We start from the raw sequence: 14,279 nt of genomic DNA on the forward strand, positions 1-14,279 counted from the left end.
TCAACCAATTGGTTGATCCGTCGGTGGGTGCCGGCGGCGGCCCGGAGCGGACAGGTCATGAGCGCAACTGGCGTCGACGAGACGAAGGCCGGGACTGGGGGCGATACCGGGGCGACGGCAGCAGTGAGCGGCTCGTCCTGGCTCAAGCCCGGCCTGCTCTGGCCGATCGCGCTGTCGCATGCGGCCGTGATCCTGATCTGGTGGCTGGCCGCCGAATATGCCGGCATCCCCCGCTTCATCCTGCCCTCGCCGGAAGAGACCCTGGCGACCCTGGGCAGCGGCAGCTATGCCTGGGTGCGCAACACTGCGGCCACGGTGATCGAGATCTATCTGGGCTATGCGATCGCGGTATGCTTCGGCGTCGCGCTGGCGCTGGGCTTCTACTGGTTCCGCTGGGTCAGCCTGATGATCTTCCCGCTGTTCGTCACCCTGTCGATGGTGCCGAAGGTCGCGCTGGGGCCGCTGTTCGTCGTCTGGTTCGGCTATGGCATCGACACCAACGTCTTCATCGCCTTCACCATCTCCTTCTTCCCGGTGCTGCTGACCACCTGGCGCGGCCTGCGGGAGGTGGAGCCCGACATGCTGGACCTGGCGCGGGCGCTGAAGGCGACCCGCTGGCAGATCTTCACCAAGATCCAGTTCCCCAATGCGTTGCCCTACATCTTCTCCGGCATGAAGGTGGGCAGCATCCTGGCGGTGGCAGGCGCCATCGTCGGCGAATTCATCGCCTCTGAAAGCGGCCTCGGCTACCTGATGATCCAGGTGCAGTCGGTGCTCGACACCGCGGCGATGTTCATGGCGGTGATCCTGCTGACCATCGTCGGCGTGCTGCTCTACCTGGCGATCATGTTGCTGGAGCGGCTGCTGGTGGTGCAGGACGCCCGTATCCAGTAGGTGCCCTGTCCGGCAGCTCCGGCACGCGGCGGCCCGGACCGGGCCCCCCGGGATGCGCGGCAGCGGCGCGGGCAGGTCGAAGTTTGGGAGGAAGCAGGAATGAACGATCAGTCCGCGCCGGCGGGGCCGCTGCCGGAACGCATTGCGGATGTCGACGCGCTGGAGGAACTGCTGTCGCGGCCCAGCCCGGCGGTGATCCGGGATCTATCTGCGCTGGACGGCGACATCATCCTGCTGGGCGCCGGCGGCAAGATCGGCCCCTCCCTGGCCCGCATGGCGCGCCGCGCCTGCCCCGGCCGGCGGATCTATGCCGTCGCCCGCTTCTCCGAGGCCGGCGTGCGGGAGGGGCTGGAAGCCGACGGCATCGAATGCCTGACCGCCGACCTGCTGGACCGTGCCGCGATCGAGGGGCTGCCGAAGGCGAAGAACGTGCTGTTCCTGGCCGGGCGCAAGTTCGGTTCCTCCGGCCAGCAGGCGCTGACCTGGGCGATGAACGCGCATCTGCCGGCCCTGGTGGCGGAGGCCTTCCGGGAGAGCCGGATCGTCGCCTTCTCCACCGGCTGCGTCTATCCCTTCGTGCCGGTGAATTCCGGCGGCGCGACGGAGGACCTGGCCCCCGACCCGCCCGGCGAATATGCCCAGTCCTGCGTCGGCCGCGAGCGCATGTTCGAGCATTTCTCGCAGGTTCACGGCACGCCGGGGCGGTTGTTCCGGCTGAACTATGCCATCGACATGCGCTACGGCGTGCTGCTGGACGTGGCCGAGAAGGTGCGCGACCGCCGCCCCGTCGACGTGACCATGGGGCATGTGAACGTGATCTGGCAGGGCGATGCCAATGCGCTCGCGCTGCGCTGCCTCGCCCATGCCACGGCACCGACCAGCCCGATCAACGTGTCGGGGCCGGAGACGATCTCCGTGCGCTGGCTGGCGGAGGAATTCGCCCGGCGGCTGGACGTGCCGGTGGAGATCACCGGCAGCGAGGCGGAGCGCGGCTGGCTGACCAATACGGCGGAAGCGAACCGCCTGTTCGGCTATCCGGACGTGGCGCTGAAACAGCTGATCGACTGGACCGCCGCCTGGGTCGCCGGCGGCGGCACCACCCACAACAAGCCGACCAAGTTCGAGGTGCGGGATGGCCGCTACTGACGGCGGCACGCCGGCGGAGATCCTGGCGGCCGCCGGCCTGCGGCAGGCGGCGCTGGAGCCTGGCCAGTTCCAGGCCGCCACCGCCCTGGTGGCGGAGGCCGGCTGGAACCAGGTCGCCGACGATTGGGCGCTGATGCAGCGCACCGGCGCGGCGATCGGCCTGGTGGACGAAGCCGGCGGCCTCGCCGCGACGGCCCTGGCCCTGCCCTATGCCGAAGGGGCGCGGCCGGAAGCGGCGCCGTTCGGCTGGATCTCCATGGTGCTGGTCGCCGCCGCGATGCGACGCCGGGGCCTGGCCACCCACCTCCTGAAGGACCGCATCGCCTGGCTGCAGGGGCGCGGCCTGGTACCGATCCTGGATGCGACCGAGGCGGGGGAGCAGGTCTACCGGCCGCTGGGCTTCGGCCCCGGCATCCGGATCAGCCGCTGGCAGGGCCACGGTTCCGGTTCCGGGGATGGCGCGGTCGCGGCCGGCGGCGACGGCATCCGGCAGGCGGTGGCGGCGGACCGGCCCGCCATGGCGACCATGGACCGCGAGGCCTTCGGTGCCGACCGGCGGGCGCTGATCGACGCCTTCCTGGACCGGCCCGGCAGCCATGGCTTCGTCGCCGGGGAGGGCAGCGACATGGCCGGTTTCGCGATCGTCCGCAGGGGCCGCACTGCCGCCCAGGTCGGGCCGCTGCTGGCCGCGGACGAGGATCGTGCGATCGCGCTGCTGGATGCGGCCCTGGCGACGGCCCAGGGGCCGGTTTTCCTGGACGTGCTGGATGTCCGCGCCCGGCTGGTCGCACAGCTGCAGGCGCGCGGCTTCACCCGGCAGCGCGGCTTCCTGCGGATGGCCTTGGGCGCGATGCCGCGCTTCGGCGAACAGGCGACGGACAGGGGCGGCCGGTCGATGGTGATCGCCGGCCCCGAATATGGTTGAGGATTGCAGATGAAGTGGACTGACATCGACCCGGCGCTGCGGACGGCGTTCCGCAACGGCATGGTGATCCCGGCCCATCCGCTGGCGCTGGATGCGGAGCGGAAGCTGGACCTGCGGCGGCAGCGCGCGCTGGCGCGCTACTATGTCGATGCCGGCGCCGGCGGGCTGGCGGTCGGCGTCCATACCACCCAGTTCGCGATCCGCGATGTCGGCCTGTACCGGCCGGTGCTGGAATGCGCGGCGGAGACGGTGGCCGGCTGGGCGACCCGGCCGGTGCTGATGGTGGCTGGCGTGGTCGGCCCGACCGCGCAGGCGAAGGCGGAGGCGGAGACGGCGAAGGCGCTGGGCTATCACGCCGCCATGGTCGGCCTGGCCGCGCTGAAGGAAGCGAGCGAGGACGAACTGGTCGCCCATTGCGCCGAAGTGGCGGAGGTGATGCCGATCGTCGGCTTCTACCTGCAGAAGGCGGTCGGCGGGCAGCGCCTGTCGCGGGAGTTCTGGCGCCGCTTCGCCGGGATCGAGAACCTGGCCGGCATCAAGATCGCGCCGTTCAACCGCTATGCCACCCAGGACGTGGTGCGCGGCGTCGTGGCCGCGGGCGCGGAGGACCGGGTGGCGCTCTATACCGGCAATGACGACCATATCGTGCTGGACCTGGTCAGCCGCTACCGGGTGGCGCGCGGCGGTGAGGTGGTGGAGACCGGCATCGTCGGCGGGCTGCTGGGGCATTGGAGCGTCTGGACCCGCAGCGCGGTCGACATCCTGGACCGCTGCCGGGCGGCGCGCATCGCCGGCCGGGCGGACAACGACATCCTGGCGCTGGATTCCGCCGTCACCGACATGAACGCCGCGATCTTCGACGCCGCCAACGATTTCCACGGCGTGATCGCCGGCTGCCACGAGATCCTGCGCCGCCAGGGCCTGCTGGAGGGGCGCTGGTGCCTGGACCCGGCGGAGGATCTGGGACCCGGCCAGATGGCGGAGATCGACCGGGTCTGTACCGAGCATGCCGACCTGGTCGATGATGCCTTCGTCGCCCGCAACCTGGAGCGCTGGCTGTCATGACCGAGGCGCAGCCCACCGCCGGACCCCCAACGGACGGGGCGCCGCCGATGATCCGGCTGGAAGGGGTCAGCAAGACCTACCGCAGCCGCGGCCAGCCGGCGCATATCGCCGTGTCGGAAGTCGACATGGTGGTGGAGAAGGGGGCGCTCGTTTCCCTGGTCGGGCCGTCGGGCTGCGGCAAGACCACGGTGCTGAAGATCCTGGCCGACCTGCACGACGCCGACGAAGGCGTGGTGGAGATCGGCGTGCCGGGGGAGGCCTTCGCGCCGGGCCGCGACGTCGGCATGGTGTTCCAGCAGGCGCTGCTGCTGAAATGGCGCCGGGTGCTGGACAATGTGCTGCTGCCGGCGGAGATCCTGGGCCTGCCGATGCGCGAGGCGCGCGACCGCGCGCGCCACCTGATCAACATGGTCGGGCTGGAGGGGGCGGAGGCGAAATATCCCTACGAGCTGTCGGGCGGCATGCAGCAGCGGGTCGCCATCGCGCGGTCGCTGGTGCACGACCCGAAGCTGGTGCTGATGGACGAGCCGTTCGGGGCACTCGACGCGCTGACCCGGGAGAAGATGAACCTGGAGCTGCTGCGGATCTGGGAAGAGAGCCGCAAGACCATCGTCTTCGTGACCCACTCCATCCAGGAGGCGGTGTTCCTGGGCTCCCATTGCGCGGTACTGACCGCCGGCCCGGCCCGCATGGCGGACTATTTCGCCATCGACCTGCCCTATCCGCGCAAGCTGGCCGTCAAGCAGGATCCGGCCTTTGGCGCCTATACGGCGCGGATCTACCGCCTGCTGGGCATGGAGTAGGCCCGGAAGTCCTGCGTCCCGAAAGGGGGTGGCCGGGCCGCCCCGCCCGCGCGTCGGGAGGAGTGCGGCCGCTGCGGATACGCAGCAGCGGGCCGCTGAGCGGACCGGCCCGGCCAGTGGTGCGCCGCATCGCCGTCAGGAGGAAAGGGGGGGACCTCCCGGCCGGCACGGGCACCGGTGCCGAGGCGGCGTGGGATTCGACCGCCTGCGACACGAGAAAGACTATCCGGAAACCATTTATGCGGGATTAAGAAGACCCTTATACTTGGGTATAGATTCTCTTCCTTTTTCTGCATCGCATTCTGCAACGGCCGTGACTTGCGCGATGGTCCGTGCGGCCGTGGCCTGGCGGTCCCCGGGCCGGCGACGGACCGGACCGCGACAGTTGCACTCGGTCGTCGCAGCGACGATCCTTCATGCCTTCGTATGCGCGGGGCCCGAAGCGGGGGCGGGGGCCGGCGCATATCCCGTTCCGCGCCCGTAAGCAGATGAGAAGGAGCAGCCCTGTGACCCACAAGGACCTCGGGATGGCCGGCCTGGTCGAGACCGGCGCTCGGATCGCGAAGAAGGAGGTCTCGCCGGTCGAGGTGACCAAGGCGATGCTGGAGCGGGTGGAGGCCTTCCAGCCGAAGCTGCACGCCTATGCCACCGTGATGGCGGACGAAGCGATGGCCGATGCGAAGCGCGCGGAGGAGGAACTGTCGCGCGGCGAGGTGCGCGGCCCGCTGCACGGCGTGCCGGTGGCGGTGAAGGATCTCTGCTTCACCAAGGGCGTCTCGACCGCCTCCGGCATTCCGGCGCTGATGAAGTTCAAGCCCGAGTTCGACGCCACGGTGGTGGAGAAGCTGCGCGCTGCCGGCGCGGTGATCCTGGGCAAGATCCAGCTGACCGAGGGCGCGCTGGGCACCCACCATCCGGACGTGACGATCCCGGTCAATCCGTGGAACAAGGCGATGTGGTCCGGTGCCTCCTCCTCCGGCTCCGGCGTCGCCACCGCAGCCGGCCTGGCCTTTGGCACCCTGGGCAGCGATACCGGCGGCTCGATCCGATTCCCGTCCTATTCCAACCATTGCGTCGGGCTGAAGCCGACCTGGGGCCGGGTCAGCCGCTACGGTGTCTTCCCGCTGTCGGAGAGCCTGGACCATGTCGGCCCGCTGACCCGCAAGGTGGAGGATGCCGCGGCGATGATGGCCGCGATCTCCGGCCTCGACCCGAAGGACCCGACCACCCGGCCGGAGCCGGTGCCGGACTATCTGGCGGAGATGGCGAAGGGCGCCAAGGGGCTCCGCATCGGCTATGACGAGGCCTATTGCAGCAAGGGTGTCGAGGCCCGGGTCACCGACGCGATCCGCCGCGCGCTCGACATCCTGAAGGATGCCGGCGCGGAGATCGTGCCCGTCACCATGCCCGACACCTCCGGCGCGCTTGGCGGCTGGGTGGCGATCTGCGCGCCGGAGGCGGCGCTCGCCCACAAGGCGACCTACCCGTCCCGCAAGGAGATCTATTCGGAGGCCTTCGGCGGCTTCCTGCAGGCCGGGCTGGACCTGACCGCCGCCGACTATGCCGCCGCCCATATCGCGCGGCTGAACTTCACCGGCGCCCTGCGCCTGGTGCTGGAAAAGGTCGACATGATGATCTCGCCGGTGATGTCGACCTCGGTGCCGACCCACGACCGCCTGATGGAGATCCTGGACGCCCCCGACGGGCTGGAGACCCTGATCCGCTTTACCGGCCCGCATGACAGCGCCGGCGTACCGACGATCACCCTGCCGGCCGGCTTCGATGGCAAGGATGAGATCCTGGGCTTCCAGCTGGTCGCCTGGCAGATGGGCGAACCGGCCCTGTTCCGTGCCGGCAAGGCCTACCAGGACGCGGCGGGCTGGCCGCAGGTCCCGCCGGCGGCCTAAACTCCCCCGCCGCCATGGCCCCGGCAGGGGGCCGGGGCCATGGCGGCGCAGGCAAGGGGGAATTGCATGGCCGCAACGCCGGCCGGGCCGTCGAAGGCGGTGTCCATCACCATCCTGGTGGTGGCGGAGATCGCCGCGATGGGCCTGTGGTTCACGTCCGCCGCGGTGCTGTCCGACTGGATCGCGGAGGCCGGCCTGACGCCGGGCCGGGCGGCGTTGCTGTCCAGCGTGGTGCAGGGCGGCTTCGTCGTTGGGGCGGTGCTGGTCGCGGTCCTCGGCCTGGCCGATCGCTTCGACCCCCGGCGGGTGGTCGCGGCCTCCGCCCTGCTGGCCGCCGGCGCCAACGCTTTGCTGCTGGTGGTGCCGGTCGGCGGTGACCTGGCGGTCGGCCTGCGTGCCCTGACCGGGGCGGCCCTGGCCGGCGCCTATCCGGTGGGCATGAAGATCGCCGCCGGCTGGGGGCTGAAGGATCGCGGCTTCCTGGTCGGCCTGCTGGTCGGCGCCCTGACCCTGGGCACCGCCAGCCCGCACCTGGTCGCCTTCCTGGGCGGGGCGGACTGGCATTTCACCATCACCGTCAGCTCGATCGTGGCCGCCTGCGGCGGCCTGGCCGTGCTGGCCTGCGGCCTGGGGCCCTGGCACGGCCGCAGCGCCGCCTTCCGCCCGGCTGCCATGCTGAAGGCCTGGACCGACCGGCGCATCCGCTTCGCGATCCTGGGCTATCTCGGCCATATGTGGGAGCTGTTCGCGCTCTGGGCCTGGCTCGGCGCGGCGCTGACCGCCTCCTTCGCCACCCGACTGCCGGATGACGAGGCCCTGCCCCTGTCGCGCCTGGTCACCTTCCTGGCGATCGGGCTGGGCGGTCTGGTCTGTGTCGCGGCCGGGCTGATGGCCGACCGGATCGGCAAGGTCCAGGTCTCGATCTGGGCGATGGTGCTGAGCGGCGGGACCGCGATCCTCACCGCCCTGGCCTTTGGCGGGCCAGTCTGGCTGATGGTGCTGCTGGTGCTGGTCTGGGGCGCCACCGTGATCCCGGATTCCGCGCAGTTCTCGGCCCTGGTGGCCGACTATGCGCCGCCGGAAGAGGCGGGCACCCTGCTGACGGTGCAGACCGCGCTGGGCTTCCTGCTGACCTTGTTCACGGTGCAGCTGCTGCCGATGGCCGCGGCCGCGATCGGCTGGCCGCTGGCTCTGGCAGGGCTGGCGCTGGGGCCGGCCTTCGGCATCGCAGCAATGGTCCGGCTGCTGGAGCGGCGGCAGGCATAGGCGTCAGACGTAGCGCGGCAGGCGCTTGCCCGGCAGCAGGTCATAGGGCGGCTGCCAGCCGGGCAGGGCGGCGATGCGCTGCAGCCAGGCGGCGATCGCGGGATGATCGCGGGCCAGGTCGTAGCCGGCCTCTTCCGGGGGAAACAGCAGGTAGCCGCACATCGAAAGATCGACGATGGTGGGCGTCGACCCGACGAGGAAGGGCCGTTCGGCGACCGCCTGACCGAGGATGCCGAGGAAATCGTCGATGCGCCGCTTCAGCCAGGCCAGGACCTGCGGATCGGGCGATCGCGTGAAGGCGCGCAGGTAGCGGTAGGTCGCCATGAACCCGGACAGTTTCTGATTGTCCCAGAACAGCCAGCGCAGCACCTCGAACCGCTCCTGCGGATCGGCGGCGCCGAAACGCCCGTGACGTTCGGCCAGCTGCAGCAGGATCGGCGCCGTCTGGGTCAGCCGCGTGCCGTCCACCTCCAGCACCGGGATCTCGCCCATCGGATTGACCGCGGCCCGCCATGCCGCGCTGCGCGTCACGCCGCTGCCGAAATCCGTCCAGACCGGTTCGAACCGCTGGCCGCAGAGGGTCAGCATCAGGGCCAGCTTGTAGCTGTTCCCGGACTCCGGGAAGTAGTGCAGCCGATAGGTCGTCATGGCATTGCTCCGCCCGCTCCGTCCTGCCTGTCCGTCAGCCTAGGTCCGGCCCTGGGCTCGCTGCCATTGCGTTTTCAGGTCTAAGGCTTCAGCTGGATGCAAGGCGTCTTCCGCAGCCTCGCTTAGCAGCCAGTCGCGCAGCATCTCCAGCTTCCCGCCTGCCGCCGCCGTGCCCGTTCGCCACACCAGGTGGAAGTCCCGCGGCAGGCGGACCGGCGCCGGGAAGACCGGCCGCAACCTGCCGCTCTCCAGGAACGGGCGGACCACCGGTTCGATGCCAAGCGCGATGCCCATGCCGGCGGCGGCCGCCTCGTAGACCAGCTGGAGGTTGTCGAACCCGTCCGGGCAGGCCGGCACGGCATCCAGCCCCATCGCCGCGAACCATTCCCGCCAGAAGGCCGGCTGGTGACGGGTCCCCAGCAGTCTGCGCTGCAGCAGGTCGGTCGCGCTGCCGATCGGGGCGTTGGCGGCCAGCAGCTGCGGGCTCGCGACCGGGGCGGCCATTGCCGGAAACAGCGGCACGCCGTCCAGGCCCGGCCAGGGGCCGCGGCCCAGGCGGATGGCGCAGTCCAGGTCGGAACGGGCCCCCAGATCCTCCAGCTCGGGCGAGGTTTTCACCTCGACCACGAGCCGCGGGTGCCGGGCGCGGAAGCCGTCGAGCCGCGGCACCAGCCAGGCGGCGGCAAGGCTCGGCATCACGCTCAGCCGGATGACATTCTCCCGTCCGCCGCGGCGCGCCGCCTCGGTGGCGGCGGCGATCCCGTCCCAGGCCGGCGCCAGCGCGGCGAAATAGCTGCGGCCCGCCTCGGTCAGTTCCAGGCCGGTCGGCTGTCGCCGGAACAGGCGGCAGCCGAGCTCCGCTTCCAGATGCCGGATCCGCCGGCTCAGCGCCGGGACGCTGAGGTTCATGACGCGTGCAGCACCGGCCAGGCTTCCCGACCGTGCCGCGACGACGAAGGCCTCCATCGGCCCAAGGGGCAGTCTGCGCATGCCTGATATCCAGCTCGGCCTTCGGCCCCAGGCCACGGCTCCGGCCTGCCCTTGGTTGCGGTGCGAAATAGTGCGCGCTGCGGTGCAAAAAATTCAGCATCGCCCCAGCGCGGCCTCGGCTATGAATCGGCCAAGGATAACAGGGAGAGTGTCGCAATGACCCCGGAGAAAGTCGCTCTGGTGCAGGAGAGCTTCAAGAAGGTCCTGCCGATCGCCGATGCCGCCGCCGATATCTTCTACGACCGCCTGTTCGCGACCGCGCCAGAGGTGCGGCCGCTGTTTCCGGAGGATATGCGCGGCCAGAAGAAGAAGCTGATGCAGATGCTGGCCACCGCCGTGCAGAACCTGCACCAGGTGGAGACCATCGTGCCGGCGGTGCAGGAACTGGGCCGGCGCCATGTCGGCTATGGCGTGAGGGAAGATCATTACGCGCCGGTCGGCGCCGCGCTGATCTACACCCTGGAGCAGGGCCTGGGGGCGGACTTCACGCCCGAGCTGCGCGCCGCCTGGGGGGAGACCTACGAGCTGGTCGCCGGCGTGATGAAGCAGGCAGCGGCGACCGAACCGGCGTAGCGGCAGGAGCGCTTCGGCTCGGACCCGCCGCGTCCTAAGCTGTCGTCAGCAAAGGGACGCGGGGGGAAACATGAGCCGAAAGATGCACCTGGCCTTCATCCTGGGGCATGGGCCCAGCCAGCATTCGGTGGCGGCCTGGACCCTGCCGCGCGCCTATCGGGGCTTCACCTACGCGCAGCCGGCCTTCTGGGAGGATCTGGGGCGCACCCTGGAGCGCGGCTGCATCGACATGTTGTTCTTCGCCGACGTGTACGGCGTCTACGACGTCTTCGAGGGCCGGCCCGACGCGGCGATCCGCTACGGCATCCAGTTCCCGCTGCACGACCCGGCACCGCTGGTGCCGCTGATCACCCGTGCGACACGCGGGCTGGGAGTCGGCATCTCGGTCTCCACCACCTACCTGCCGCCCTACTACACTGCGCGCCTGTTCTCGACCCTGGACCACCTGACCGAGGGGCGGGTGGCCTGGAACGTGGTGGCCTCCTACGGCCGCAGCGCGGCGGCGCAGTTCTCGATGGCGCAGGAACTGTCGAAGGAGGAGCGCTATGCCCGGGCCGAGGAATACATGCAGGTCTGCTACCAGCTGTGGGACAGCTGGGATCCGGACGCCCTGGTGATGGACCGGGAAGCGAAGGTGTTCGCCGACCCGGCGAAGGTGCGCAAGATCCACCACCAGGGGCGCTATTTCCAGGTGGAGGGTCCGCTGGACGTGGCGCCCTCGCCGCAGGGCCGGCCGGTGATCATCCAGGCCGGCGCCTCCGGCCCCGGCATGGCCTTCGCCGGCCGCCATGCGGAGATCCACTTCGCCACCTCCGCCAGCCTGGACGGGATGCGCCGCTACCGGGCGGAGGTCGCACAGACGGTGGCGCAGGCGGGCCGCGACCCGGCGGATGTGCGGGTGCTCTGGGCGACCTCCATCCATGTCGGCGAGACCGAGGCGGAGGCCCGCGCGAAGGAGGCCGCGCTGCGCGATGCGGTGCCGCCGGAGGGCGGGCTGGCACTGATGTCCGGCCATTTCGGCGTCGACTTCTCCGCCGTGCCGCCGGACCGGCCGCTGGAGGAGCTGGGCCTGCAGGAGACGCCGGGCATGCAGGGGGTGGCGAACATGCTGCTGCGCGACTTCCCGGGCCTGACCCTGGCGGAGGTGGCGCGGATCTACGGCAATGGCATGGGCGGGCTGCGGGTCGTGGGCAGCGCCGCCCAGGTCGCCGACCGGCTGGAGGAGGCGTTCGAGGCCGGCGGCGGCGACGGCTTCATGTTCCGCTGCGGCGAACTGCCCGGCAGCGTGACCGACGTGGTGGAACTGCTGGTGCCGGAACTGCAGCGCCGCGGCCGCTTCCGCACAGCTTATGCCGGCGAGACCCTGCGGCAGACCCTGACGGAGGACTGATCCCGCCGGTCAGAAGTCCGGATTGCCTGTCGGATAGCCGTCGATCCCTTCCGGGAAGCCGGTGGTCAGACCCGGCACCGGTGTGGCCGCCGGGTCCCAGCCGGCATGGAACAGGGCCGGCCCCATCCAGAAGCTGACGGTGGACGACAGCAGCTCGGTTGGGTTGCTGAGGGCGAATTTCAGCCGCATCAGGAAGGGCTCGATCTGGTCCGGCGCGGTGACGGCATAGTCGCCGGGCAGGGCCGGGCGCGGCGGCTGGTAGATGGAGGTGATGTTGCGGAACACCTCCCCCGCGATCACCGGCTGCGAATAGAGGGCGTACCAGACCGTGGTTTTGTAGTAGTCGAGGTCGGCGGCGGCCAGCGCATCGGCGCCGACGCTGTCGCGCAGGTCGGCATAGGGGGTGATGAAGATCCGGTCCTCCGGCAGGGCATAGCCGGAGATCTGCCGCAGCAGTTCCACCATCGAATTGGTGCCGGTGGTGAGGCCGGCACCGAAATTGGTGCCGATCCCCATGTGGATCACCACCATCGCCGACCCCCAGTCGATTTCCGCGTCGGCCAGGGCGGTGTGCACGGTATGGGCGCCTTCCAGCCCCACCAGCGCGAAGGTGCCGACCATCACATTGTTGAACGGGATCGGGTAGCGGTCGCTGCCGGCGGACAGGAAGTCGCTTTCCACCCTGGCCAGGGTGAAATCCGCCCCATCTTCGGCCTTCACCGCCTGCAGGTAGCTGCCGGCCATCCAGGTGCCGTAGTCGACCATCGCCGCGATCTGCCTGCGGAACGGCGCCCAGGCCGGCTGTGCCAGGGCGTCCAGCCAGGCGCCACCGCCGTGCCGGTTCAGCGCCTGGACATCGCGCAGGGCGGCGAGCAGGTCGTCCAGCCGGTCGCGCCAGCGCGGGTCGCCCAGTTCCTTCATCTTCGCCAGGTAGGAGATCGCCGGCCCGACATGGGACAGGCCGGTCAGCTCGAAGAAACCGGAATTGGTCGCCTCGCGGAAATCGGCGCCGGCGATCAGTTCTCCGGACGCGCCGTCATAGGCGAAGACACCGTCGCCGGTGACCAGCACCAGCGGCCCGTCGGCGGCCAGGGCGCCGGCCTTCTCCATCGCTTCCGCCAGCTGGCGGCCGATGGCGTCGGGGCCCTGGGAGTTCGGGAACTGCCTGTACAGGGTCATGAAGGGGGCCGGCGTCACATAGCCGTCCTCGGCCGCCGATGGCGCGGGGGACAGGGCGGCGGTGATGACCAAGGGGGTGGCGACCAGGGCAGCGGCGGCCAGCATCGGGAGGCGCATCATGGAAATTCCCCGGAGAGCGAAGCGGAGCCTTCTGTCTACGGCGTTTCGGCCAGCGACGTCATCTCAGGCCTGGCTCGGCTCTGTGGCGGCGGCACCGCCGCTCCAGGGCGAACGGCCCGCGGCCAGGGCGGCCCGGATCGCCGGCCCGTCGGCATCCAGCTGCGGCGCCGGTCGCGGTTCCGGCCGCGCTGCGCCGTCCACCCAGATAGGCGGCATCACGGTGCGGGCCACGGCCGATCCCTGCGGCGCGGCGGCGATCGCGCCGCAGGCGACGGATTGCGGGCTCTCGGCGGCCTGCTCGGTGCTCAGCACCGGCCCGGCGGAGAGCTGCGCGGCCTGCAGCCGCGCCGCCCAGTCCGGCCAGCTGCGGGTCGCGAAGACCTCGTCCAGCAGGGCGGTCAGCGCGGCGGCATGGGCGGCACGGCCCTCCGCGGTGGCAAAGCGCGGGTCGGCGGCCCAGTCCGGGCGCTCGATCACCTGCAAGAGCCGCTGCCAGTCGCGCTCCGGCTCCACGCCGGTCAGCATGAACCAGTTGCCGTCGGCGCCGCGGTAGATGTTGACAAGAACGGTGAAGGGCGCCTGCCTGTCGCGCCGCGGTGGCACCTCTGCACCGGCCAGGGCGCCCTGCGCCAGGATCGCGTTCGACCACAGCCCGTTCGCCAGCAGCGAGGTATGGACATGCCGGCCGCGGCCGCTGCGCTGCCGGTCGTACAGTGCCAGCATGATGGCGCCGAACAGGGCGATGGCGGTGGGATGGTCGCCCTGTCCCGGCACCGACATGGCCGGCGCAGCCTCCGGCGCGGAGCGCAGCTGGTGCATCAGGCCGGACCGCGCCCAGAGGCTGGAGGCGTCGAAGGCGGTGCCGTCGGCATCCGGCCCGGTCTCGCCGAAGGCCGTCAGGGAGGCATAGATCAGCCGTTTGTTGCGGGCGGAGACCGCCTCCCAGGTCAGGCCCATGCGGCGCCGTGCCGGCAGCGGCTGGTTGGTCAGGAAGATGTCGGCGGTTTCGATCAGGCGGTCCAGGACGGCGCGGTCTGCCGCGGCCTTCAGGTCCAGCACCAGGCTGCGCTTGCCGCGGCTGTCCAGGTCCCAGAGGCTGTCGAAGCCGGGCTCCGGCATGCCCGGCAGCTGGTGCAGCCGGCGATAGCCGTCGCCGCCGGGCGGCTCCACCTTGATCACTTCCGCGCCGTGGTCGGCCAGCACCAGGGCGGCGGCCGGACCGGCGACGAAGCTGGCCATGTCGATCACCCTGATGCCGTCCAGGATCGGCCGTCCGCCGTCCGTCGCGTCCCGTTGCAGGCTCACCTCGTCCCTCCCCCACGGTTTCCGCCGGTCGCAGCCGGCCTCCTTGCGGCAGAGCCTAGCGAAGCCGC

The 14,279-nt window shown here is 70.7% G+C and carries 13 protein-coding genes; 9 read left to right on the forward strand and 4 right to left on the reverse strand.

Annotation, left to right across the window (positions count from 1 at the left end; all coding sequences use genetic code 11):
• The first annotated feature begins 57 nt into the window (after positions 1-57).
• The 7 genes from ACFOGJ_RS14895 (at position 58) to ACFOGJ_RS14925 (ending at position 8,006) form a co-directional block, all read left to right on the forward strand.
• Positions 58-894: an ABC transporter permease gene (locus ACFOGJ_RS14895; RefSeq protein ID WP_379901725.1), complete on the forward strand. Its 837-nt coding sequence runs from the start codon at positions 58-60 to the stop codon at positions 892-894.
• A gap of 99 nt (positions 895-993) precedes the next feature.
• Entirely contained in the window at positions 994-2,040 is a 1,047-nt protein-coding gene (locus ACFOGJ_RS14900) for an NAD-dependent epimerase/dehydratase family protein (protein WP_379901727.1), read from the forward strand.
• Positions 2,027-2,965 (forward strand): GNAT family N-acetyltransferase, encoded by a 939-nt coding sequence (locus ACFOGJ_RS14905; RefSeq protein ID WP_379901729.1) that lies wholly within the window; start codon positions 2,027-2,029, stop codon positions 2,963-2,965. The genes ACFOGJ_RS14900 and ACFOGJ_RS14905 overlap by 14 nt, the downstream gene beginning before the upstream one ends.
• A gap of 9 nt (positions 2,966-2,974) precedes the next feature.
• Positions 2,975-4,030 (forward strand): dihydrodipicolinate synthase family protein, encoded by a 1,056-nt coding sequence (locus tag ACFOGJ_RS14910; protein ID WP_379901732.1) that lies wholly within the window; start codon positions 2,975-2,977, stop codon positions 4,028-4,030.
• Complete coding sequence (locus ACFOGJ_RS14915; protein ID WP_379901734.1) at positions 4,027-4,833, forward strand: ABC transporter ATP-binding protein; 807 nt, start codon at positions 4,027-4,029, stop codon at positions 4,831-4,833. The genes ACFOGJ_RS14910 and ACFOGJ_RS14915 overlap by 4 nt, the downstream gene beginning before the upstream one ends.
• 506 nt (positions 4,834-5,339) lie before the next feature.
• Positions 5,340-6,740: an amidase gene (locus ACFOGJ_RS14920; protein ID WP_379901736.1), complete on the forward strand. Its 1,401-nt coding sequence runs from the start codon at positions 5,340-5,342 to the stop codon at positions 6,738-6,740.
• A gap of 66 nt (positions 6,741-6,806) precedes the next feature.
• Entirely contained in the window at positions 6,807-8,006 is a 1,200-nt protein-coding gene (locus tag ACFOGJ_RS14925; RefSeq protein WP_379901739.1) for an MFS transporter, read from the forward strand.
• Positions 8,007-8,009: 3 nt separating this feature from the next.
• On the opposite strand, the gene ACFOGJ_RS14930 is transcribed toward ACFOGJ_RS14925, so the two are convergent.
• The gene (locus tag ACFOGJ_RS14930; protein WP_379901741.1) at positions 8,010-8,654 is read right to left on the reverse strand and encodes a glutathione S-transferase family protein; all 645 of its coding nucleotides are present in this window, start codon (positions 8,652-8,654) and stop codon (positions 8,010-8,012) included.
• 39 nt (positions 8,655-8,693) lie between these two features.
• On the reverse strand, positions 8,694-9,644 hold the full coding sequence (locus tag ACFOGJ_RS14935) for a LysR substrate-binding domain-containing protein (RefSeq protein ID WP_379901743.1): 951 nt from the start codon (positions 9,642-9,644) through the stop codon (positions 8,694-8,696).
• 156 nt (positions 9,645-9,800) lie between these two features.
• Between ACFOGJ_RS14935 and ACFOGJ_RS14940 the strand changes: the two genes are divergently transcribed.
• Complete coding sequence (locus ACFOGJ_RS14940; protein WP_379901746.1) at positions 9,801-10,217, forward strand: globin family protein; 417 nt, start codon at positions 9,801-9,803, stop codon at positions 10,215-10,217.
• Between the two features lie 70 nt (positions 10,218-10,287).
• Entirely contained in the window at positions 10,288-11,607 is a 1,320-nt protein-coding gene (locus ACFOGJ_RS14945; RefSeq protein ID WP_379901748.1) for an NtaA/DmoA family FMN-dependent monooxygenase, read from the forward strand.
• Positions 11,608-11,616: 9 nt separating this feature from the next.
• On the opposite strand, the gene ACFOGJ_RS14950 is transcribed toward ACFOGJ_RS14945, so the two are convergent.
• Positions 11,617-12,906 carry a DUF5624 domain-containing protein gene (locus ACFOGJ_RS14950; RefSeq protein ID WP_379901751.1) on the reverse strand — a complete coding sequence of 430 codons (1,290 nt, stop codon included), beginning with the start codon at positions 12,904-12,906 and terminating at the stop codon, positions 11,617-11,619.
• Positions 12,907-12,969: 63 nt separating this feature from the next.
• Positions 12,970-14,211, reverse strand: a complete 1,242-nt coding sequence (locus ACFOGJ_RS14955) for a CaiB/BaiF CoA transferase family protein (RefSeq protein ID WP_379901754.1) — start codon at positions 14,209-14,211, stop codon at positions 12,970-12,972.
• Between the last annotated feature and the right edge of the window lie 68 nt (positions 14,212-14,279).

Origin of the sequence: Marinibaculum pumilum, assembly GCF_042646425.1 — a bacterium.
In the GTDB taxonomy this organism is placed as follows: domain Bacteria; phylum Pseudomonadota; class Alphaproteobacteria; order Ferrovibrionales; family Ferrovibrionaceae; genus Marinibaculum; species Marinibaculum pumilum.

Excerpts from the sequence above, each read along its gene's own strand:
- ACFOGJ_RS14915 (WP_379901734.1), top strand. The coding sequence starts at position 4,027 with ATGACCGAGGCGCAGCCCACCGCCGGACCCCCAACGGACGGGGCGCCG.
- ACFOGJ_RS14925 (WP_379901739.1), top strand. The coding sequence starts at position 6,807 with ATGGCCGCAACGCCGGCCGGGCCGTCGAAGGCGGTGTCCATCACCATC.
- ACFOGJ_RS14930 (WP_379901741.1), bottom strand. The coding sequence starts at position 8,654 with ATGACGACCTATCGGCTGCACTACTTCCCGGAGTCCGGGAACAGCTAC.
- ACFOGJ_RS14935 (WP_379901743.1), bottom strand. The coding sequence starts at position 9,644 with ATGCGCAGACTGCCCCTTGGGCCGATGGAGGCCTTCGTCGTCGCGGCA.
- ACFOGJ_RS14900 (WP_379901727.1), top strand. The coding sequence starts at position 994 with ATGAACGATCAGTCCGCGCCGGCGGGGCCGCTGCCGGAACGCATTGCG.
- ACFOGJ_RS14940 (WP_379901746.1), top strand. The coding sequence starts at position 9,801 with ATGACCCCGGAGAAAGTCGCTCTGGTGCAGGAGAGCTTCAAGAAGGTC.
- ACFOGJ_RS14905 (WP_379901729.1), top strand. The coding sequence starts at position 2,027 with ATGGCCGCTACTGACGGCGGCACGCCGGCGGAGATCCTGGCGGCCGCC.
- ACFOGJ_RS14950 (WP_379901751.1), bottom strand. The coding sequence starts at position 12,906 with ATGATGCGCCTCCCGATGCTGGCCGCCGCTGCCCTGGTCGCCACCCCC.
- ACFOGJ_RS14895 (WP_379901725.1), top strand. The coding sequence starts at position 58 with ATGAGCGCAACTGGCGTCGACGAGACGAAGGCCGGGACTGGGGGCGAT.
- ACFOGJ_RS14945 (WP_379901748.1), top strand. The coding sequence starts at position 10,288 with ATGAGCCGAAAGATGCACCTGGCCTTCATCCTGGGGCATGGGCCCAGC.
- ACFOGJ_RS14910 (WP_379901732.1), top strand. The coding sequence starts at position 2,975 with ATGAAGTGGACTGACATCGACCCGGCGCTGCGGACGGCGTTCCGCAAC.